Origin of the sequence: Alteromonas sp. D210916BOD_24 (assembly GCF_047159385.1) — a bacterium.
Lineage (GTDB): Bacteria > Pseudomonadota > Gammaproteobacteria > Enterobacterales > Alteromonadaceae > Alteromonas.
Window position 1 is genome coordinate 4,074,292 of sequence record NZ_AP038333.1, and the last position, 18,651, is coordinate 4,092,942.

The 18,651-nt window shown below is 41.5% G+C and carries 21 protein-coding genes; 1 reads left to right on the top strand and 20 read right to left on the bottom strand.

Annotation, left to right across the window (positions count from 1 at the left end; genetic code table 11):
- Positions 1–12: 12 nt before the first annotated feature.
- The 18 genes from ACMCM8_RS17680 to ACMCM8_RS17765 all read right to left on the bottom strand — a co-directional run bounded on the left by ACMCM8_RS17680 (position 13) and on the right by ACMCM8_RS17765 (position 13,301).
- The gene (locus tag ACMCM8_RS17680) at positions 13–1,239 is read right to left on the bottom strand and encodes an ABC transporter permease (protein ID WP_412724051.1); all 1,227 of its coding nucleotides are present in this window, start codon (positions 1,237–1,239) and stop codon (positions 13–15) included.
- Positions 1,226–1,906 carry an ABC transporter ATP-binding protein gene (locus tag ACMCM8_RS17685; RefSeq protein ID WP_412724053.1) on the bottom strand — a complete coding sequence of 227 codons (681 nt, stop codon included), beginning with the start codon at positions 1,904–1,906 and terminating at the stop codon, positions 1,226–1,228. Before ACMCM8_RS17685 ends, ACMCM8_RS17680 begins: the two co-directional genes overlap by 14 nt.
- Positions 1,906–3,048 (bottom strand): efflux RND transporter periplasmic adaptor subunit, encoded by a 1,143-nt coding sequence (locus tag ACMCM8_RS17690; protein WP_412724055.1) that lies wholly within the window; start codon positions 3,046–3,048, stop codon positions 1,906–1,908. The genes ACMCM8_RS17685 and ACMCM8_RS17690 overlap by 1 nt, the downstream gene beginning before the upstream one ends.
- 2 nt (positions 3,049–3,050) lie before the next feature.
- The gene (locus tag ACMCM8_RS17695) at positions 3,051–3,719 is read right to left on the bottom strand and encodes a hypothetical protein (protein WP_412724057.1); all 669 of its coding nucleotides are present in this window, start codon (positions 3,717–3,719) and stop codon (positions 3,051–3,053) included.
- A gap of 13 nt (positions 3,720–3,732) precedes the next feature.
- The gene (locus tag ACMCM8_RS17700) at positions 3,733–4,860 is read right to left on the bottom strand and encodes an ABC transporter permease (RefSeq protein WP_412724059.1); all 1,128 of its coding nucleotides are present in this window, start codon (positions 4,858–4,860) and stop codon (positions 3,733–3,735) included.
- On the bottom strand, positions 4,860–5,564 hold the full coding sequence (locus ACMCM8_RS17705) for an ABC transporter ATP-binding protein (RefSeq protein ID WP_412724061.1): 705 nt from the start codon (positions 5,562–5,564) through the stop codon (positions 4,860–4,862). Before ACMCM8_RS17705 ends, ACMCM8_RS17700 begins: the two co-directional genes overlap by 1 nt.
- Positions 5,558–6,463 (bottom strand): hypothetical protein, encoded by a 906-nt coding sequence (locus tag ACMCM8_RS17710; RefSeq protein ID WP_412724063.1) that lies wholly within the window; start codon positions 6,461–6,463, stop codon positions 5,558–5,560. The genes ACMCM8_RS17705 and ACMCM8_RS17710 overlap by 7 nt, the downstream gene beginning before the upstream one ends.
- A gap of 14 nt (positions 6,464–6,477) precedes the next feature.
- On the bottom strand, positions 6,478–7,398 hold the full coding sequence (locus ACMCM8_RS17715) for a HEAT repeat domain-containing protein (protein ID WP_412724065.1): 921 nt from the start codon (positions 7,396–7,398) through the stop codon (positions 6,478–6,480).
- A gap of 265 nt (positions 7,399–7,663) precedes the next feature.
- Positions 7,664–7,789 carry a hypothetical protein gene (locus tag ACMCM8_RS17720; RefSeq protein WP_412724067.1) on the bottom strand — a complete coding sequence of 42 codons (126 nt, stop codon included), beginning with the start codon at positions 7,787–7,789 and terminating at the stop codon, positions 7,664–7,666.
- Positions 7,790–7,826: 37 nt separating this feature from the next.
- A complete protein-coding gene (locus ACMCM8_RS17725; RefSeq protein WP_264180793.1) occupies positions 7,827–7,952 on the bottom strand; it encodes a hypothetical protein in 126 nt (41 codons plus the stop codon).
- Between the two features lie 37 nt (positions 7,953–7,989).
- Positions 7,990–8,115, bottom strand: a complete 126-nt coding sequence (locus tag ACMCM8_RS17730) for a hypothetical protein (RefSeq protein WP_412724069.1) — start codon at positions 8,113–8,115, stop codon at positions 7,990–7,992.
- 38 nt (positions 8,116–8,153) lie between these two features.
- Positions 8,154–8,279, bottom strand: a complete 126-nt coding sequence (locus tag ACMCM8_RS17735) for a hypothetical protein (RefSeq protein ID WP_412724070.1) — start codon at positions 8,277–8,279, stop codon at positions 8,154–8,156.
- 35 nt (positions 8,280–8,314) lie between these two features.
- Positions 8,315–8,437 (bottom strand): hypothetical protein, encoded by a 123-nt coding sequence (locus ACMCM8_RS17740; RefSeq protein WP_412724072.1) that lies wholly within the window; start codon positions 8,435–8,437, stop codon positions 8,315–8,317.
- Between the two features lie 545 nt (positions 8,438–8,982).
- Complete coding sequence (locus tag ACMCM8_RS17745; RefSeq protein WP_412724074.1) at positions 8,983–9,591, bottom strand: hypothetical protein; 609 nt, start codon at positions 9,589–9,591, stop codon at positions 8,983–8,985.
- A 13-nt stretch (positions 9,592–9,604) separates the two neighbouring features.
- Positions 9,605–9,799, bottom strand: coding sequence for a hypothetical protein (locus ACMCM8_RS17750; RefSeq protein ID WP_412724076.1), 195 nt, complete (start codon positions 9,797–9,799; stop codon positions 9,605–9,607).
- Positions 9,800–9,838: 39 nt separating this feature from the next.
- Entirely contained in the window at positions 9,839–10,513 is a 675-nt protein-coding gene (locus tag ACMCM8_RS17755) for a helix-turn-helix domain-containing protein (protein WP_412724078.1), read from the bottom strand.
- Positions 10,514–10,544: 31 nt separating this feature from the next.
- Complete coding sequence (locus ACMCM8_RS17760; protein WP_412724080.1) at positions 10,545–10,754, bottom strand: hypothetical protein; 210 nt, start codon at positions 10,752–10,754, stop codon at positions 10,545–10,547.
- A gap of 390 nt (positions 10,755–11,144) precedes the next feature.
- Positions 11,145–13,301, bottom strand: coding sequence for a winged helix-turn-helix domain-containing protein (locus tag ACMCM8_RS17765; RefSeq protein ID WP_412724082.1), 2,157 nt, complete (start codon positions 13,299–13,301; stop codon positions 11,145–11,147).
- A 330-nt stretch (positions 13,302–13,631) separates the two neighbouring features.
- On the opposite strand from ACMCM8_RS17765, the gene ACMCM8_RS17770 reads away from it, so the two are divergent.
- Entirely contained in the window at positions 13,632–15,134 is a 1,503-nt protein-coding gene (locus ACMCM8_RS17770; RefSeq protein ID WP_412724084.1) for an Hsp70 family protein, read from the top strand.
- 90 nt (positions 15,135–15,224) lie between these two features.
- Here ACMCM8_RS17770 and ACMCM8_RS17775 read toward each other — a convergent pair whose 3' ends face one another.
- Entirely contained in the window at positions 15,225–15,392 is a 168-nt protein-coding gene (locus ACMCM8_RS17775; protein WP_412724086.1) for a hypothetical protein, read from the bottom strand.
- Positions 15,393–15,560: 168 nt separating this feature from the next.
- Positions 15,561–18,392, bottom strand: a complete 2,832-nt coding sequence (gene uvrA / locus ACMCM8_RS17780) for an excinuclease ABC subunit UvrA (protein WP_412724088.1) — start codon at positions 18,390–18,392, stop codon at positions 15,561–15,563.
- Between the last annotated feature and the right edge of the window lie 259 nt (positions 18,393–18,651).

Sequence of the window (18,651 nt, forward strand, 5' to 3'; positions counted from 1 at the left end):
CCGTTATAACCATTATTGAGTTAATGCCCTTGAAGGCGAAAGGGTACATGCTTTTGACGCGGGTATTAGGCTGACTAATACACCGAGTAAGAAACAAAAAAGAACGACAAAGCAACCTGTTGCTATAGGAAAGTCAACCGCATATTTATCAGGTAAAAACATGCTTAATAGCAAAGCTAGGATGTAACCACATAGCATGCCGATAACACCGCCTGCGGTAGTTAACACACTTGATTCAAGTATAAAAAGTGAAGAGATAAACTTACGGCCGGCACCTAGCGCCATAAGTAAACCGATTTCATTGGTTCTTTGCGTAATACTGAGTAGGAAAATATTGGTCATTCCCACCGATGCGACGACTAGTGAAAGCGCTACTACCGCGATTAGGGTGATTGAGACTATTTTAATGACACTGTTAAATGTACTGAGTAACTCGTCAGTGGTTTCTACTTTAAAGTCGTCTCTATCATGTGTATCTATGTGGTGTAGTTCTCTCAGTGTATCAACCAGTCGTCTCTTGAGGTTGTTGATTTGAGACACATCTTTTGCATTCATTTGAATAAGCACATCTTGGTGATCATCAGAGGGTACAAAAGCCTGACTGGTTTGATAGGGCATAATAATGATTTCATCCAAATCCATACCGAATAGGCTGCCCTTTTCTTGCATCACACCAACAATGACGAACCATTCATCGTTCACCTTTAAATATTCACCGATAGGGTCGTTGAGCGATAAATCGTCTACTACGGTTTGCCCTACTACCACAGAACGACGTCGTAATTTGTTATCGGCATCGTTGATAAACCTACCTGTTTCCACATAACGACTGCGCATTTGCATATAGCTATAGGTTGTCCCCAAAGCGCTGGGTTGTAGTGTTCTACCTGCGTATTGCACTCGGGCCCCTGGAATTTGAATGATAGGAGTGATGTTTTGAGTGTCGGCGGCTACATTGCGCTTGATGTACTCATATTCTGCGTGACTAATGTGGGCTTTCTTTCCTTTGAGTTGCTCGGTTAGCGGCAGATACGACGATACGGTAAGCGTGTTCGACCCCAAGTTTTCAAACTGCCATACTAACGACTTAGAAAGTGTAGATGAGAAGGTAAGGCCCAAGATAAGAGCCATCACACCAATGGCTACACTTACAATAATTAAGCTACTCTTGAGTGCGTTTACACGTAAGCTTTCAAATACATGGGTCATTACATCAATAGAAAAATTAATGTTTTTCATAAACTTTCCTTACTAACTTCCCTTGTGTTAATTCAAATGCCTTGTGAGCTTTTTGTGCAACAGCTGGGTCATGCGTCACCATAATGATGGTATGGCCTTCGCTATTGAGTTGTTTGAACAAGTCGAGAATGCTGTCAGCTGTTTCTCTATCTAGTGCACCGGTTGGCTCATCGGCGAGAATTAAGCCGGGCTTTCCAACTAATGCTCTGGCAATAGCAACGCGTTGGCACTGACCACCAGATAGCTGACGCGGGTAGCAATCAGCTTTGTCTGCAATATTTAAACGCTCTAGCATGGCAAGTGCTCGTTGTTTCCGCTCGCTTTCGCTAACTTTTCTAAGCAACAGAGGCAGCTCAACGTTCTTTCTTATCGTAAGGTGCTTGATGAGATGAAAACTTTGAAAAACAAAACCGATGTTACACATACGAAAATCAGTAAGTTGACTGCTATTGAGTTCGCTGATTTCCATCTCATCGAACTGGTACGAGCCTGAGTCGAACTGATCGAAACCGCCAAGAATATTGAGAAGAGTAGATTTCCCTTCACCAGAGCGACCAAGTAAGCTGACAAATTCCGATTTTTCTACTCGCAGTGACAAGTTGTTTAGCACATCGATCTTGCCACTTTCACCGTCGAACGACTTCCCAATAGCGTGCAGAGTAATCATCACAAGATCCTTACTGACTCGCCGTCAGTGAGATTGAGCAAAACATCCATAGGACCTACAACTACTCGGTCACTTATATTGAGGCCAGACAAGATATGCTGAAGCTGGAAGTCAGACTCACCTGCTTGGATTGATTGTCGGCGTACTTCGTTACCCTTGAGCACATACACAAATTTGGTATCGTTTTGCTCAATCACTGCTTTCATGGGAATAAGTGTCCCTTCCTCGCTTGTTGAGAGCTTTATTTTGACCAAGCAACTCATGTTTTGGCGAAAGTTAAGACCGGTCAAATCATCCTGATTCAACTCAACGCGCACTTTATTGCGGATGCCTTGGGAACTCTTGTCTACAGTGGGATATATAAAACTTATTTGTCCTTCAATTGGGGTATCAGGGTAAGAAGCTAGAAATACACTAGCAGGCTGTCCGATATGGACATTGGCAAGCGAGCGCTCATCTATTTGAACATCGGCAAACACAGACGAATTGTCAGCCATGGATACCAGGAAGTTAAAATCCACATTCATTTGATTGGGATAAACGTTCTCGCCTTCCACAGCGTTGAGATCGATTATGAGGCCATCCATAGGCGCCTTAATTGAGAGATAGCGTCTGGATCCTTTTACTTCATCTAGCTCAACTTGCTTGGCAGCTAGCAACGAGGAGATATGCTTAACCTGCAAATTTGCATTGGTCAGAGCCTGTTGACTCTGAGCCACTTTCTCTTTGCCAATAAGCCCTTTTTTCATCAGGGTTTGATTGATGCCATGTTGTCTATCTGCATCTTGTGCTTTGCCTTTAGCAATGGAAAGTTCAATGTTTAAACTGTCATACTGCTTGTGAAGCAATGCTTCTTGACTATCTAAGGTAAAACTATCTAGTTCAAGCAAAGTGTCTCCTTTTTGTACGCGTTCACCCACTTCAACAAATACCTGTGTAACCGTTGAGACAACTTTAGAGTCTAAGTTGAGTTCTTTGTCATAAGACACCTTACCCGTGGCGACTAAATGTTCTTCTAAATCGCCCTTAGTGACTTGAACAACTTCTACGTATTTTTGCTTGTCGGACTCGGCTGCGAGTTTTATAAAAGGAGAGCTAATGCCAAGTAGCATTAGTCCCCAAATAAGTTTTGAATTCTTCATCGTTACACCACCGCCATCAACAACGCTACACTGCCGAGAATAATGTAGGGTACGCCATAAACAGCTATCGCTTTACTAACCTGATAGCCAGTGCGCTTGTGCAACAAGTAGCCACATAGCCCAACAAACAGTAACGAGCTTAGTGAAATACCGTTAGCAAGCCCGAACAAACTGTGCGTTGGGGATAAGTTGAAGAACAAATTGTTAAGGGTAAGGAAATCAACTTGATAAAGACTCACTTTGTGCTCTGGGCTTAGTAATACATACAAGGCGTACATACCGTGTAAAAGGGCTGCACCAAGTGAAGCAAGTGAAGTAATATTGAACGATTGAGTAAACGACACTTCCTTGTCGGTGGGCATTGCAAATCGACTGAATAGAGTGACGTAGGTCGACATCAATATTGCAGTGAGCACAAGTCCTCCTAAAGCGCCAAATAATGTCGATGCTTTCAGGAAGCTAGGTGTTAGCATTGCTTTTAACATGCTACGTTCTTCTGGCGTTATGTCGGTCACTGCGGTTTTTGCGTTGAACATGGTTTGTGATAACCAACTTCCGTCGACTGCAGTAAAATACCAACTCCAAAAACCGTAGATGATAGTTGCAGCTAAAATGAGCGGTACCCATTGTAGCGATGTCTTGTTCGTGTAATTAGCAATAGAAAAGTTCATGACCGCCTCCTTATTAAACAATTTCTTTGAGAATGAGTTTTTTGATATCAAACAGGGTGTTCATGCATATGGCGAGATTGACGATAGTCGCAACAAACAGGTGTGCGTAGTCGACTTCTAATGCCAGGGCCATGTTGACTCCGCTAAACACGTTAAGCACGGGAATAAATGCCGTAAAAAAGAACATGTCGTCGCCAAGGTTGATTTTGGATAAGGCCATTAGCAACATCATAAGGATCACACCCAGCAGTTTGGCTTCTTTCATGTTTTTGGCGATACATCCCAATAAATTTGTTAATGCTGAAATTAAAAATATGCTGGGAATGAGATAGCAGACTGCTACTAGAACATCGGCAGTGCTCAGCATTTCCAAGTACTGGAAAAACGCTGACATCTTGTCAATGTCACTGGCACTTGAGCCCGTTCCACCGCCATAAATGGCGTCGACAACCACACTTGAAAGTATAATTCCTGCTATGCCGAGCACTGCTGTTAATGCAGCACAAAAGGAAGTGAATACTAGCTTACCGGCAAATATGGAATGAATTTTGTCTTTGAATTCACTGTATAGTCGAAATGAACCACGCTCTTTTTCACCTACAGTAATGTCCATTCCAAAATTAAGGGCACCAACGAAACTGAATACAATAATTAGCATTACTATTATGTTAGCTAGGCTGGTGCCAATAATATTGACGACACTGGTGTCACTTTGTAGATCTTCAACTTTTAGTGGAGGCGTTGGTGCATAGGTACTTCGCAAGTAGAACTGTTCCATTTTTTGTTGTAATGGTTCAGCCATAAGTGCAGCATTGGCCAACAGTAAAGTGCCAGAATTCAGATCCAGCATGGCATCTAAATGACCATCGCGGAGGTTGTCTTGAATTGTTGCTCTAGCTTCAGAACCGAAGCATTGCACCTGAGCAGTAATATCTTCTGGCAATTGGCTACAATCATCGTGTAGCACGGCGATGGCGCTAGCCTTGTTTTCAACGCCCATACTGGTGCTATAGGTAATAAGCGTCACTGCAGGTACGAATAAAAGTGGAATCAGAAACACAATTATCAACGTGCGGGTATCTTGCAAAAATTCACGAAACTCTTTCGCGTAAACTGAACGTACAATGGCGGAGTTAAACATTATGCTGCCTCCAGTGTTTTCATGTAGGACGCTTCAAGGCTGTCACCGTTAGCCTCGAAATCAAATAGCGGTTTATCGTAAATAAGCTGCCCTTGCTCTAACATTAAAACGCGGTTGGCAATTTGCTTTACTTCCGACATGTTATGCGTAGATACAATAATGATTTTGCCAAGGCCACTCAGGTTTTGGATGATTTCGATAAGCTTATAGCTCGACTCAATGTCTAAACCCGCAGTGGGTTCATCTAACATAATGACTTGAGGATCGACGAGGAATGCTTTGGCCAAACTGACCCGCTGTTTCATGCCTGTTGAGAGCTCTCCAACTTTTTTATTTAAAAATGATGTGAGGTTGAACCGCTGAGTAACATCGTTAATGGTAGGCTCGATATTATTTTTCTGTATTTCGTATAGGTCACAGAAATAGTGCAATGTTTCTAACACTGTAAGCTTTTGGTAAAGGTTGTCCGCAGGGGTAAGTAGTTGTACCTGACCATTTGCGGGTCCTGTAAGATTAACACTCCCTTCCGATGGTTGATAAATGCCCGCCAGTAGCCGCATCAGGGTTGATTTACCTGCGCCATTTCTACCTAAAAGAGCGATAACATCTCCTGGTTTTGCAACCAGATTAAGATTTTTTACGCCCCACTGTTCATTTTTACGATTAACTTTGAAGCTTTTACCTAATTGTTTGGCGACTAACATAGTGATGTCTCCCGAACTTGAAGCTCATTAATTTGGTGGAGGAGCTGGGCGTTGAAATAGTCATTTTTCCCAGTCAGATGACTTTCAATAAAATCGATTTGGTTTCTTGAAGGTAAGCGCGTTGCCAACGACTTTACAATTGCTGATTTGGTGCGTGGACAAGTGGTACGCACTCCCAGATCGGTTAGTAGCTGACGGGTATTTTCGTTGCCCACCTTTGCAGCGATATCTGCCAATACAGGACCACTATTTCTATTGATCAGGCTGTGGATACACCTATTTTCAAGATCGAAACGGTATTGGTTGATACGAGGAAGATCCAAGCTATCTTCCATTAAATTGATACTAATTGAGAATGATTCAGGTGGAATTTGATAATGGATGTCTTTCTTGCCGCGATACAGCATGACTTTGCCCTGTTCTAGCTGCGAGGTTCTGATGTATTTCAGATCCACTTTTTCGCCTGGCATTCCAATGACTTTGTCGTGATCGTACTCGTAATATTCGCTCTTGTAGCCTGGCCCGTAATAACCTACCGACAAAAAGTTGAAGTTGTGATCATGAGGAAGGTAATAAAAGAACGACTCTGGACCACTTTCTTTATAAGATTTGTCTTGTGCGCTGGGCCAAAAACACGCGCGCATGAAGAACTTGTTTGTGCGCCCCAGCATTAATACTTGCGCACCGTAATGATTGTCTTCTTGAAAATTTGCGAGTTTAACTAATTCCTCGTTGATTTTATCAGCAAGGAAATCTCGATTATTGCCTAATGCTTTCATCATTGGTGCTGCGTCTTGCAATGATTGCTCATTGCGCATATCCACATGCTCTTCAGCGTATTCAATGAATTCTTCTAGCGTAATAACATTGGTATTTTGCGGTTTTAATTCGATAGCCATGTCCGTAGTCCTTATTAGTGTTGTTCAGCAAACATTTCACAGCAGCGTTGTGCCGTTGCTTTTACATCTGGGTGTGGATCTTGTGTAAGCTTTTGAATTAAGTGGATCCCAGCGTCTTGATCTAATGCATATAGGTTCATAGCTGCGCTCCAACGAACAAAATGGTCGGTATGAGCGCCGAGTTTTTCCAAGACAGGGATTGAGGCTTTGTGATTGAGATTTGCAACCATTTCTGCAAACATTTCCGCGCGAGACGAGGCTAAATTGGCCGCACTTACACCGACTAGCTTGAGCGAGGAAAGATTGTATTCACCGATTACTTTTACTTGACTATCAAGCCCAGACACTTCGTGATAAATCATGTCTTCGTTCACTTCACGAAAATGTATTGCATGCATACCAGCTTTTAATTTCACTACATCGCCGTCACGAAGGGTTAATGACGATTTAAGTGCAATACATGGACTAGCACTTTGTAAATCTAATTCAGTAGTAATTTCGTAAATATCAAGAATAGTTCCCTCAGCTTTAGCAAAGTAAAGTAGGGCATCTTGCGGGTTTATTTTTAATGAAAACTGGTCTTTTGACTTATTTTCACGGTGTAGAGATACGCCAATTTTGTTAAATGAAAATGTAGTCAACCTGAAATAAGGGGTATTTAAGATAGACCACCCTTTTACTCTATCATTCCCGTGATAAAGAGGGAGTTGATAATATTCTTCTTGTTTAAAAGCATCGATTTCTTTGGCAATAACAAAGTCGAAAAAGTCAGAAGATACAAGGGATTCGAAGTCAGTTGAAAAGTCAAAGAATGAAAAGTTTTCTATATTTTCAAGTTTGGCCATCAACCGATTTAAAATGGGATGTTGTTTGTATGTTTGATGGGTACCTAATTGTAATTCACTAATGTCATTTACGGTTTTCTCGGTGCTCATTTTATATCCTCGTAATATATAAACTGACCTAATGGGTAAATTCATTATGAGGACATGGCTAATTTATGTAACTGTCATATCTAACAGTATATAAATAGAGGTTGTTTGGCATAATTACTTAAGTAATTGCCAACAAGCAAGTAAAGAAAGCGCTGAAATATCCAGATTTATACCAATCTACTGCTTTCCTGGGATGGCCCCCAAGAGTTGGTGCAATTCTCGATACTTCAGCGTACCAGACTATGTTACGAGGTTTATTTAATGATTATTTCAAGTAGATACCAATCGCAATACCAATTGCAATACCTACCCCTATCGCTACAGCTGTCTCGTTTTCAACTTGTGAACCAAAAACAGATACTGGTTGATTTAGTGCTGGAATAGTTTTCATATATTTTTCCTTATTTATTGATGGTTAAAAATTGTGATTAACGAAGGTATATACCTACAGCGATACCAATGGCGATACCCACAGTAATGGCAACCGCCGTTTCATGTTCTGCTTGAGAGCCATATACCGATACTGGTTGATTTAGTGCTGGAATAGTTTTCATGTATTTTTCCTTATTTATAGATGGTTAAAATTTGTGATTAACGAAGGTATATACCTACTGCGATACCAATGGCGATACCCACAGTAATGGCGACGGCCGTTTCATGTTCCGCTTGTGATCCATATACCGATACTGGTTGGTTTAGTGTTGGGATAGTTTTCATGTGTTTCTCCTTTTTTGTTTAATGTTAAAAAATAGGCATTAACGAAGGTAAATACCTACCGCAACGCCAATTGCGATACCGAGTGGAATGGCTACCATAGTTTCATGCTCTGCTTGAGAGCCATATACCGATACTGATTGGTTTAGTGTTGGAATAGCTTTCATGTATTTCTCCTTATAATTAGAGAGTTAAAAAATTTTTATTGAAGATATATGCCTATTACAATGCCGATCGGAATCGCCACTATTACTACTGCAGTGTCGTGTTCTGCATGAGAGCCGTATAGTGATACTGGCTGACCGAGAGTCGGGAAGTCTTCCATAGTTAATCCTTACCAATAGTTGTTTATGCATTCTTCATTAATGATTAGCATTTCATCGATTGCTACCCATAAAAATTAAGTGAGTGAAACCACGTCATCTCAAATGAAAATAATGTTTCTTTAAACGTCGTTGCCTCAAAAAATGTATTCACATTTTCTTTTTCAAAAAGCCAGTCGCCAAAAGCAGTAATGCGAAAAAAGTTAATTTAATTAGTTGTTTAACAATACTGCTTGCATCTAATTCCGCTATGGAATGGCATTTAGCTCGGTGATAAAAATTCATCTGATGATTAGGCCAAGACCAATAAAGACACCAATTGGAATGCTTAATGTGGTATCAGCCTGACAATGTGCACCGTAAAGTGAGACGGCTTGTTTGAGCGAAGGCAAATTTTTCATTGAATATCTCCTTGGTCATTAGCAATTTTCTGCTCTGCTTGTTTGCAGGAACAGTTGCTATTATTCGGAAATACTCGAATGACATAACTGGTAGATCTGACAGGAAGGGTCAGGTTCTAGAGGGGTAAATGCTTTATGTTGTTGATTTATTTTATTTTTCTTATTTCGTATTTTTTTTCCGCAGCGTAGTTGCTCAGTGATAGTGATGCTGTCGTAAGTACAAGTAGTTTGAGATGTGGGGCCTTTTTTGTATCGCCGATAATAATGGCTAACTTACCAGGGTAGACTTTTTCTTCACTAACTATCTCAAGTTTGTCACCAATTGATAGCTGGTTTACATCTCCATTGAGTATTTTGAAATATAGTTGGTTAGAATCAATATTGGGCATGACATAACCAACAACTTCGCCTTTTTTTACTTTTTCTCCCACTGCTTTTTGTAGTGTGAAGATACCTGAGATAGGTGCGCGCAAAGTGTATTCTTTTGGTAATGGAGTAAGTGCTATTGTCATCAATACATCGCTTTCATCTACACGATAACCACTGGTTGCATCAATGTTTGCAATAATGGCGTCTTTTGGGGAGTGTATCTCGGTGACTGTGGGTGCGGTCAATATTGCAGTAAGTGATTGGCGGCTTTTAATATATTCCAAAACTACTACGCTGGTTAGTAAAACACATACAACGAGCAAAAAGTATTTCCAATCCCGATCAACTGACTTTAGCGGTGAAAGTATCCTCATAGATTTACTCATCACTCAGCATCCTTTAGTAATCACAAGAGGGTATTGAAAAGTCTGAATCCAGTGATTCCTCACTAGTGTAAATACTGCCAATAGAGTCATTGCAATACGCAGAATAGCTGTGATCGTCGGGTTCCATACTGTCACTGCAATAGCGTTCTAGAATCTTTAATTCTTTAATGGAAATACCAATTTCTTTAAATACTCTGTTTCTATCCATTTTCATTCACCTTGTTTTTAAGAATAACTCTACGCGAATTTAGATCACCAAATGTCCTTTTAATAAGCACTTTGCGATTGCTTGTTGTCTGTTGGTACTGCCCGTTTTCTGTATGTAATTTGAGATGTGAAAATTTGCCGTACGTTCTGAAATATTGAGAATTTGGCTGATTTCCCAGGAAGTCTTACCCTCAGAAGCCCAGCGAATACATTCAAGCTCCCTTTTGGTAATGTGGATTTGATCGGTTTTCCACGCGCTGGTGTAGGCTGCGTATAAATAGGGAACAACGATGGACCAAAACCATCCAAGCTTTTCAGAAATTCGGTTCACAGGATGGCTACCTCGGTTAGATAGCCCTAATATAAAGTGACCGTAATCGTTACCTGCACCATGAAAAGGTAGAAGTAAAATACCTGATAAGTCATCGTTCAATAAGTTACTATTTTTAATTTCTTCTCTAAAAATATAATCTATTTCTGTGAGCTTTTTGTACGAAAATTTATGAGGTAATTCTGAAAATATTTTTCCTATTATTTCATTTGGTAAATCACCAATTATTTTTCTGTTTATACTGGTTGCGGTTTCATTTTCTTGGATTATTATCCCAGCCCAGCAATAGTTTTCTAAAGATGTTATCCCGCTAAAAAAACTATCAAATTGGGCTTTTGTTTTTACTTTTTTTATTTCATCTATAAGATATTTTATTTTTTTCATTTTGCTCACCCACAAATTAAATAAAATGATTTTAGTTTTTGCTGCAAAGCTTAGGAATCATTACACAGATAGTTGCAGGGTCAGTTGTTTTGATAGTTATTTCAGATTCGCCTTTTACGCTCTCAAATGAAGTTGTTATTTCCTTTGCGCCAACAGGGTTAATGAGTGCCATTGAAAGCAAAGCAACAGGTGTAAAAAGCGTCTTTAGGTTTATGCGTGAAGTAGTTGTTAATGTAGTCATGTTTAGTTCCTCAGTAGAGTCGTTTTGTTTGGTTCGAGTTCATACTGGTCGACAAGTGGTGTTTATAAAATAACCATTGCAATACTGTTTCATGATTTTTGTAAAACCGTGAACGTAACCAAGAAATATGTTGATGGTTACAACTTGGTTACAATTTTAACTATATGAAATATAAGTCTTATTTTATTTTTTTGGAGGCTTTTGGTGAGGGAAGGTCTGCGGTTATAAATATTGCTTTTTTACGAAAAACACTTTTTTTCGGGGAAAAAGTCGGAAGTTGTTCAGTAAGCAAACGATGTGAGAGAAAAGTCACACATCGTTTCGTGAAAAGTCACACATCGTTTCGTGTTGAGATACTGTGAATCGGTATAAACAAACAGATTATGTAAGTTATGGATGGGTAGTCATTGCAGAGAGCGCATTGGAATCAAGAAGTAAAATATCAGCCTCTGAGTAAGGCCAGCTTTTTAGAATTGCTTTGCCTCGAGATGGATTAATGTCGAAAGATGCACTGATAGAAGAGGCATTAAAGGTTTTCTCATTAATTGGCTTTCCATTATGATCAAATACATTGAAATGTGCATCTTTACCATCGAAGTCACTAAAATAAATATAGTGATTGTCTGCATACCAGTTGGTGTTTTCTGCTGAGGGTAACGAGTGAGGTAATTCTTTTAAAGTTTCAGTTTTATAATCATAAACGCTGAGCGTAAAACTTTCGCTAAGCAAAAATATTTTATCTTGTGTTTGTCTAGCTGCTCTAAAGCTTGAAAATAACTCCAGAACATTTTGATTTTCCAATTGGTATTCTTTTATTTTCCATACACCGCGCTCTTTCACGCCATAAATAACACCATCTCCTTTTATATTAAAGATAGCATCGTGAGCGATCATCTGGCCACCCGTCGTAATGTACTTAACATTATTTGTTTCAATTTCAAGTAACGCTAATAAGCCATCAAGCGATAGCAATATAAAATCGCTTTGTGGAGCAACATCAAGTAACTCAAGTGTCATCGTGCTCTGCAGTAAAGATATTTGCTCTTTATTCCTCTCCATTACTATTTTGGCAGTGTCACCTTCTTTGAGCACGTAGAGTAAATCATTAGATTCACCTAGATATAGTACTTCACTTACTCCGGCTCCAGGCGTAACCAAGATTCTTTGTGTTGCGGTGTCAAATGAAGGTAGGTTAACCTCGATAAAATAAGAATCAGACAACGATTTGTGAACTACCATGAATTTTCCGCTGTCGAGAGGTTCAATATCAATAATATTACTGCCTTGGTTCAATCCCATTAGGGTTCGCGTTGCTTTCTCTACGTGAACTTTTATTATTTCGACGCTGTCCAACAGCACTATTTCTTCGTCATTTAGCCAAGTCACTTCATACAAACTTCGAGTGTGGAAGAAGCGCTTTACTATCGCTCTGTTACGAGTATTGAAAAGCGATAGAACGTGCTCTTCCATCCCACTCATAGATGTTGTGACGAGAAGATATTCACCATCAGGTGACACATCTACGTGATAGTCATTTGAATTCGTATCGTGTGCGTATGTGATTGCATCTATATTTCCCGTTGAATAGTCAAGGTAGTATACTTGCCCCATTCCTTGCGAATCTCTTACTGCCGAGAAATAAAGTCCGCTTCCATCATGGGCTTCATCAAAATCTGAAATAATACTAAACCCTTCAACCAGTATTTGGACCTCTGACTCGGCATTTATTCCTTTACGGAGTATCTTTGAACCACCTAAGGATAAATCAATGAACAAAATGTATGTCTGATCCCTAGAAAACTTTACTTCCGTCACGTTGTTGGCGTTTTGCGTCAGTTGACGTATGTTTTGATTGTCTAGGGTGGCGTGAAACAGTTGAAAGCCTTGTTCTCCGATTAACTTACCCGCGAATACCACCGCACTAGTGTCATCATTGGTACTTGCACTTATTTTCTCTCCCGAAAAATTGACGAGTTTACTTCTATAGACTGAATGATTTTCAAATAAATAAAAGAGAGCTGTTCCCAGCAAAAGTGTTGCAAAGAGAATGACTGATGACGGAATTCGTCGAACCCGTTGAACAAGGGACTGTGGAGTAAGCCTATTGCTCAAGCTCATTTCTTGAGGTGTGGATAGAGATAATTGTTCCGGTTGGCAATCTTGCGATTTTTGAGAAACAGTACAATCTAATTTGTAACCGCGTTTATGCACTGATTTTATGAGCGAATGATTGTCGGTTTCACCAAGTAGTATTCGGAGCTTGCTGATAGCACGTCTCACAGCGGCATCACTTACGACGCGATCTTCCCAAACATGCTCATGCAGCTCACTAATTAACACGTATCTATCAGCGTTTTTGCAAAAGTAGACTAATAAATCGAAAACTTTAGGCTCTATCGACACTTCGGTATCGTTTTCGAGTAGTAATTTGTGCTGGGTGTTGACGGTAAATCTATCGAAGCAGAATATATCCTGATTATTTGCTGGAAGTAAATCAGTCTGCGAATGCTCGGAATCCCTGCTCTGTACCACTACCGTATTACTCATACCAGCCAGTCCAATTTTTTAGAATTAAAATGTTTGCTTAGTTAAAACAATACACACTTTTACAACATTCTCAAATATTCCACTTGACCTACAGCATATCCTTGAAGGTATGCAATTCCCCGTAACCGAGGTGCACAGTCTTGTGCGCAGGTTGTATGATGCTAAACCTGTATGGGAGATGAATTTTTACGTCTAGTTATCTTCTTACAACATGGGGGACACTTTGCTAAGCGCTAATATACATTGGCAAGTTCATAGGCTGATACGCTTTTGTATAGTAGACTTATCCGCTATTTTTATTTTGACAACGCTGGGTGTAATAACGTTACTATGACTGCAATTGGGATTGATTACGGTACATCAAATTCTGAGGTTGTGTATTTTGATGGCACCACCCATCAGCACATTAAACTTGATCCTCTTGATAAAAAGGGCAACAAAATTCGCTCTTCGGTTTTTATCTACTTTGAAGACGAGTTACCCCCGCCACCTGCTGCCATGGTTGAAGCAAAAGTGGCGCAACTTCAACGCGCTATTAATGATCAAATAGACAAGGCTAAAGACGGTTATTACTCAGCGAAGGATCCCAAAGAGCAAGCCATGTTTAGTGATCGTATTGATTCTTTACGCGGTGATTTACACAACAAACCGGCGCTACAGAGAAAGGCTATTGCTCAACTTATGCATGCCATGTCGCTAGATGAAATTCCGCTGTTGAGGCTAGTTGAACACGGTAAATTTGCGTTTGGTGAAGAAGGCTTCAGGCGCTTTCTTAAAATGCCCGATAAGGGGCGGCTTATTTACTCCCCGAAGAACTTTTTGGGTGCATCCCTTGATGGCGATCAAAAACAGGCATTTATTGGCATTATTGCAAAGCAACTTGCTTACTTTAAACAGTGTGCAGAGCAACAGTTAGGTAAGGTCGTGAATAATGCAGTTATTGGTCGCCCCGTAAAATTTCACGGTACCCGTGGTGAAGAAGGCAATGCGCAAGCCATTCAGATAATGACTGAAGCGGCCAATAAAGCAGGCTTTAGCGGTGTTAACTTTCTAGATGAGCCTATCGCAGCCGCTTATAAAATTGAGCAAACGCTGCCAAGAGACACCACTACGCTTATCGTTGATATTGGTGGGGGCACTACAGATATCTGCTGTATTAAGCTTTCACCTGAACGCGCCAATCAACTTGATCGGAAAAGCGATGTGCTATCGGTGACAGGTAGAAGGCTGGGCGGAATGGATTGTGACAAGAGCCTGGTACTCAAGGCGATTGCGCCCGAAATGGGAATGGGCCTTAAAATGATTAACGGGCTTCCCGTTCCACCGACCTATTTCTCTGATATGTGTGCTGTAGATAATATTCCAGCACTGACCCGCTTTTTTTCTGATGATTACGGGTTAGATATTTCTCAAACCATGTCGGTAATAAAAGAACCAGCACCATTAGAGCGTTTACTGATAGTACAAGAGAATAAACTGTCAGCGAGGGTCGTGAACTCAGCTCGTTTGGCAAAAGAGTTACTCTCAAGTAAGCAAAACATTACGCTGCCACTGCATTACATCGAAGATGACTTTGACGTAGAAATTACTCAGGATGCTTTAAAGAAAGCTTTAAAACCTTGGCTTGATAAAGTAAAAGCTTTGGTGGTTGAGTGTCTGGAACACAGCGTAGAAAAACCTGAGGTCGTGATGATTACAGGGGGGATGAGTTTGTCACCCATTGTGGTCGAAGCACTGTATGAATCTCTACTTACAGGACTACCGCGTTTAGAGAATGATGCATTTAATTCTGTATGTGAAGGGTTGGCGATTCAAGCTGCAAAGCATAATTAGTGTCCGTAATGCTTTGCAATATATTTCTACAACGGCCTGTATGTCAGTAGGGTATGGCGTTAGCCCTATTAGAACTAACGCCTTTATTACCTAATGCTTGAGAATATTGTGTTGTTTAAGGTAGGTTGCAATGGCCTCGGGCGATTCAAAAGCGTTTAATAGCATTTCCTGCGCACGGGCTTTTACGTCATTATCTTCAGAAGATGAAAGTAGGTGATACCAAGTTTTCACTAAGGCTAATGGCGGCGTTTGATTCATTATTGTTCGCTCCAGCAGTTCTTACTGCAAAATACACAGAAAACATCCTAACTAACGATGCGGTTTTTACAAGCCCGACAAGCGGTAAACGCTAGCAAATTTTTACCGCGTACTGCTTCTACTAAGTAAAAACACTGCGCGTTATTAATATGCTAGCTCCGGTCAAGCTTATCTCTGTTCGAGCATGGGCTTTAAGAAGCGTCCAGTATGTGAGACGTCTTGCTGTGCCACATGTTCTGGCGTTCCTTCTGCAATAATCTGGCCACCACCAGAACCACCCTCGGGTCCAAGGTCTACTATCCAGTCGGCTGTTTTTATTACATCCAGGTTATGCTCAATAACCACTACGGTATTACCGTGATCCCGTAATCTGTGAAGTACGGCCAATAACTGTTTGATATCGTGAAAATGGAGTCCGGTAGTGGGCTCATCTAAGATATAAAGTGTTTGGCCGGTGTCTCTTTTTGACAACTCCTTTGCCAATTTTACACGTTGTGCTTCACCACCGGATAAGGTGGTGGCAGCTTGTCCCAAACGAATGTACGACAAACCAACATCCATTAATGTCTGCAATTTGCGTGAAATGGCCGGAATAGCATCGAAAAATTCGCGCGCATCTTCGACGGTCATTTCTAACACTTCGTGAATGTTTTTGTCTTTGTATTTGACTTCCAACGTCTCGCGGTTATAGCGTTTGCCCTGACATACATCACAAGGCACATAAACGTCTGGTAAGAAGTGCATTTCTACTTTAATGACACCGTCACCCTGACACGCCTCACAGCGCCCACCTTTAACGTTGAAGCTAAAGCGGCCGGGTTTGTAACCCCGTGAACGTGACTCCTGTGTACCAGCGAACATTTCACGGATCGGAGTGAAAATTCCGGCATAGGTTGCTGGGTTAGAACGAGGGGTTCTGCCGATGGGGCTTTGGTCAATATCAACCACTTTGTCGAGGTGCTCAAGGCCGGTCATGGATTTATGAGGAGCCGGCTCAGACGTGGTCGCCTTGTTGAGCTCCCGTTGTGCAATCTTATAAAAGGTATCGTTGATTAGGGTAGACTTCCCTGATCCTGACACCCCGGTCACACAGGTAATTACGCCTGTGGGAATACGCAGATCTACGGATTTTAAATTGTTACCTGTGGCCCCTTTAAGCTCTAACCACACGTCATCTTTCACTGTAGTTCGTTGAGATGGAATATCAATTCTCTCCCTTCCAGAAAGATACTTTCCAGTAAGTGAGTGTTCACTGTTTTTTATGTCTTCCAGAGAACCCTCCGCAATTATCTCACCGCCGTGAACGCCGGCACCCGGGCCGATGTCGACGATATAATCTGCTTCGCGAATAGCGTCCTCATCGTGTTCAACTACCAACACGGTGTTACCCAAATCTCGTAAATGCGTGAGGGTATTTAATAAGCGCTCATTGTCACGTTGGTGCAACCCAATGGAGGGTTCATCCAATACATACATCACACCCACAAGGCCAGCCCCGATTTGGCTGGCTAACCGAATGCGCTGGGCTTCTCCGCCCGACAGCGTATCAGCACTGCGCGACATAGACAGGTAATTTAACCCCACGTTGATGAGAAAACGCAGCCTATCGAGGATCTCTTTGAGTATTTTTTCTGCGATTTGTGCTCGCTGGCCTGCTAAATTTAATGACTCAAAAAAATGGAAAGCATCTGCAATGGACATATCAGCGATAGTGGGCAAATTAGTGTCTTGTATAAACACATTACGGGCTTCCACGCGAAGGCGCGTTCCGTTACAGCTACTGCAGTGTTGCTGACTTAAATATTTGGCTAACTCCTCTCGTACAGCGTTGGATTCGGTTTCTCTGTAGCGGCGCTCCATATTGGGAATAATGCCTTCAAAGGGATGTTTGCGCTCCATGACGTCGCCGCGCTCGTTGATATATTTGAACGATAGCGATTTGCCTTTAGACCCGTACAACACAATATCTTGATGTTGCTTATCCAATGATTCGAAAGGCGCGGTCAAGCTAAAGCTATAGTGATCGGCTACTGCCTGGAGCATTTGGAAGTAATAATAGCTGCGTTTGTCCCAGCCACGTATTGCTCCTCCTGATAGGCTAAGTTCGCTATTGCCCACCACTCGAGCGGGGTCGAAAAACTGTCTGGTACCCAAACCATCACACGTTGGACAGGCTCCCGCTGGATTATTGAATGAGAACAAGCGAGGTTCTAGTTCACTTATACTGTAGCCACAGTGTGGACAAGCAAAGTTGGCAGAGAAGATAATTTCCTCTGCGTCCTTATCATCCATATCCGCGACAACTGCATTGCCGCCAGCCAGGCTTAATGCCGTCTCAAATGATTCAGCTAAACGCAGTGCCATGTCGTCGCGCACTTTAAAGCGGTCTACTACCACTTCAATGGTGTGCTTCTTGTGTAGATCCAGAGGCGGTGGATCGGATAAGTCGCACACATCACCGTCGATGCGCGCACGTATAAAGCCCTGGGCAGACAGGTTCTGCAAGGTTTTAACGTGTTCCCCTTTACGGTCTTTTACAATAGGCGCGAGCAACATAAGCTTGCTGCCTTCAGGCATGGCCAACACTTTGTCGACCATTTGACTCACTGTCTGCGCATCTAGCGGTGCATCGTGATCAGGACAACGGGGTGTACCCACCCTGGCGAACATCAGACGCAAATAATCGTATATTTCGGTAATTGTTCCCACGGTAGAACGCGGGTTGTGCGATGTTGATTTCTGCTCAATGGAGATGGCTGGTGAAAGGCCTTCAATATGGTCAACATCCGGTTTTTCCATCATGGAAAGAAACTGACGAGCATAGGCAGAAAGAGATTCAACGTAGCGACGTTGACCTTCTGCATACAAAGTGTCAAAAGCAAGAGACGATTTTCCCGAGCCGGAAAGGCCAGTTATCACCACCAACTTGTCTCGTGGCAGTGTTAAATCGATGTTTTTCAAGTTGTGGGTGCGAGCACCGCGAATTTCGATTTTATCCATTGAAGCCTAAATGAGAGAAAAAGAATCAGTATGCCATAGGTGTCAAGTAAAGTGATATGACATTCAAGTTATATACTTCGAGCAGTGTGGTGAGATCACCTGTCGTTTAGCATAACAACCATTGTAACGCGTATAAAATGATGCTGAGTCTAGGGTGAATACTAAAGAGCCGAATACCTAATTTCACTGAGTAAAGAAAATATTAATCACCGTTAAGGTACGTGGGCACATCGTTAAATTATGCTACACTTCGCGACTT

What these genes read in the sequence shown, in the direction of transcription:
- ACMCM8_RS17760 (WP_412724080.1), bottom strand. Translation starts at nt 10,754, where the DNA reads ATGACTACATTAACAACTACTTCACGCATAAACCTAAAGACGCTTTTT.
- ACMCM8_RS17745 (WP_412724074.1), bottom strand. Translation starts at nt 9,591, where the DNA reads ATGAGTAAATCTATGAGGATACTTTCACCGCTAAAGTCAGTTGATCGG.
- ACMCM8_RS17710 (WP_412724063.1), bottom strand. Translation starts at nt 6,463, where the DNA reads ATGGCTATCGAATTAAAACCGCAAAATACCAATGTTATTACGCTAGAA.
- ACMCM8_RS17715 (WP_412724065.1), bottom strand. Translation starts at nt 7,398, where the DNA reads ATGAGCACCGAGAAAACCGTAAATGACATTAGTGAATTACAATTAGGT.
- ACMCM8_RS17680 (WP_412724051.1), bottom strand. Translation starts at nt 1,239, where the DNA reads ATGAAAAACATTAATTTTTCTATTGATGTAATGACCCATGTATTTGAA.
- ACMCM8_RS17695 (WP_412724057.1), bottom strand. Translation starts at nt 3,719, where the DNA reads ATGAACTTTTCTATTGCTAATTACACGAACAAGACATCGCTACAATGG.
- ACMCM8_RS17735 (WP_412724070.1), bottom strand. Translation starts at nt 8,279, where the DNA reads ATGAAAGCTATTCCAACACTAAACCAATCAGTATCGGTATATGGCTCT.
- ACMCM8_RS17755 (WP_412724078.1), bottom strand. Translation starts at nt 10,513, where the DNA reads ATGAAAAAAATAAAATATCTTATAGATGAAATAAAAAAAGTAAAAACA.
- ACMCM8_RS17740 (WP_412724072.1), bottom strand. Translation starts at nt 8,437, where the DNA reads ATGGAAGACTTCCCGACTCTCGGTCAGCCAGTATCACTATACGGCTCT.
- ACMCM8_RS17770 (WP_412724084.1), top strand. Translation starts at nt 13,632, where the DNA reads ATGACTGCAATTGGGATTGATTACGGTACATCAAATTCTGAGGTTGTG.
- ACMCM8_RS17725 (WP_264180793.1), bottom strand. Translation starts at nt 7,952, where the DNA reads ATGAAAACTATTCCAGCACTAAATCAACCAGTATCGGTATATGGCTCT.
- ACMCM8_RS17685 (WP_412724053.1), bottom strand. Translation starts at nt 1,906, where the DNA reads ATGATTACTCTGCACGCTATTGGGAAGTCGTTCGACGGTGAAAGTGGC.
- uvrA (WP_412724088.1), bottom strand. Translation starts at nt 18,392, where the DNA reads ATGGATAAAATCGAAATTCGCGGTGCTCGCACCCACAACTTGAAAAAC.
- ACMCM8_RS17765 (WP_412724082.1), bottom strand. Translation starts at nt 13,301, where the DNA reads ATGAGTAATACGGTAGTGGTACAGAGCAGGGATTCCGAGCATTCGCAG.
- ACMCM8_RS17750 (WP_412724076.1), bottom strand. Translation starts at nt 9,799, where the DNA reads ATGGATAGAAACAGAGTATTTAAAGAAATTGGTATTTCCATTAAAGAA.
- ACMCM8_RS17720 (WP_412724067.1), bottom strand. Translation starts at nt 7,789, where the DNA reads ATGAAAACTATTCCAGCACTAAATCAACCAGTATCTGTTTTTGGTTCA.
- ACMCM8_RS17775 (WP_412724086.1), bottom strand. Translation starts at nt 15,392, where the DNA reads ATGAATCAAACGCCGCCATTAGCCTTAGTGAAAACTTGGTATCACCTA.
- ACMCM8_RS17705 (WP_412724061.1), bottom strand. Translation starts at nt 5,564, where the DNA reads ATGTTAGTCGCCAAACAATTAGGTAAAAGCTTCAAAGTTAATCGTAAA.
- ACMCM8_RS17730 (WP_412724069.1), bottom strand. Translation starts at nt 8,115, where the DNA reads ATGAAAACTATCCCAACACTAAACCAACCAGTATCGGTATATGGATCA.
- ACMCM8_RS17690 (WP_412724055.1), bottom strand. Translation starts at nt 3,048, where the DNA reads ATGAAGAATTCAAAACTTATTTGGGGACTAATGCTACTTGGCATTAGC.
- ACMCM8_RS17700 (WP_412724059.1), bottom strand. Translation starts at nt 4,860, where the DNA reads ATGTTTAACTCCGCCATTGTACGTTCAGTTTACGCGAAAGAGTTTCGT.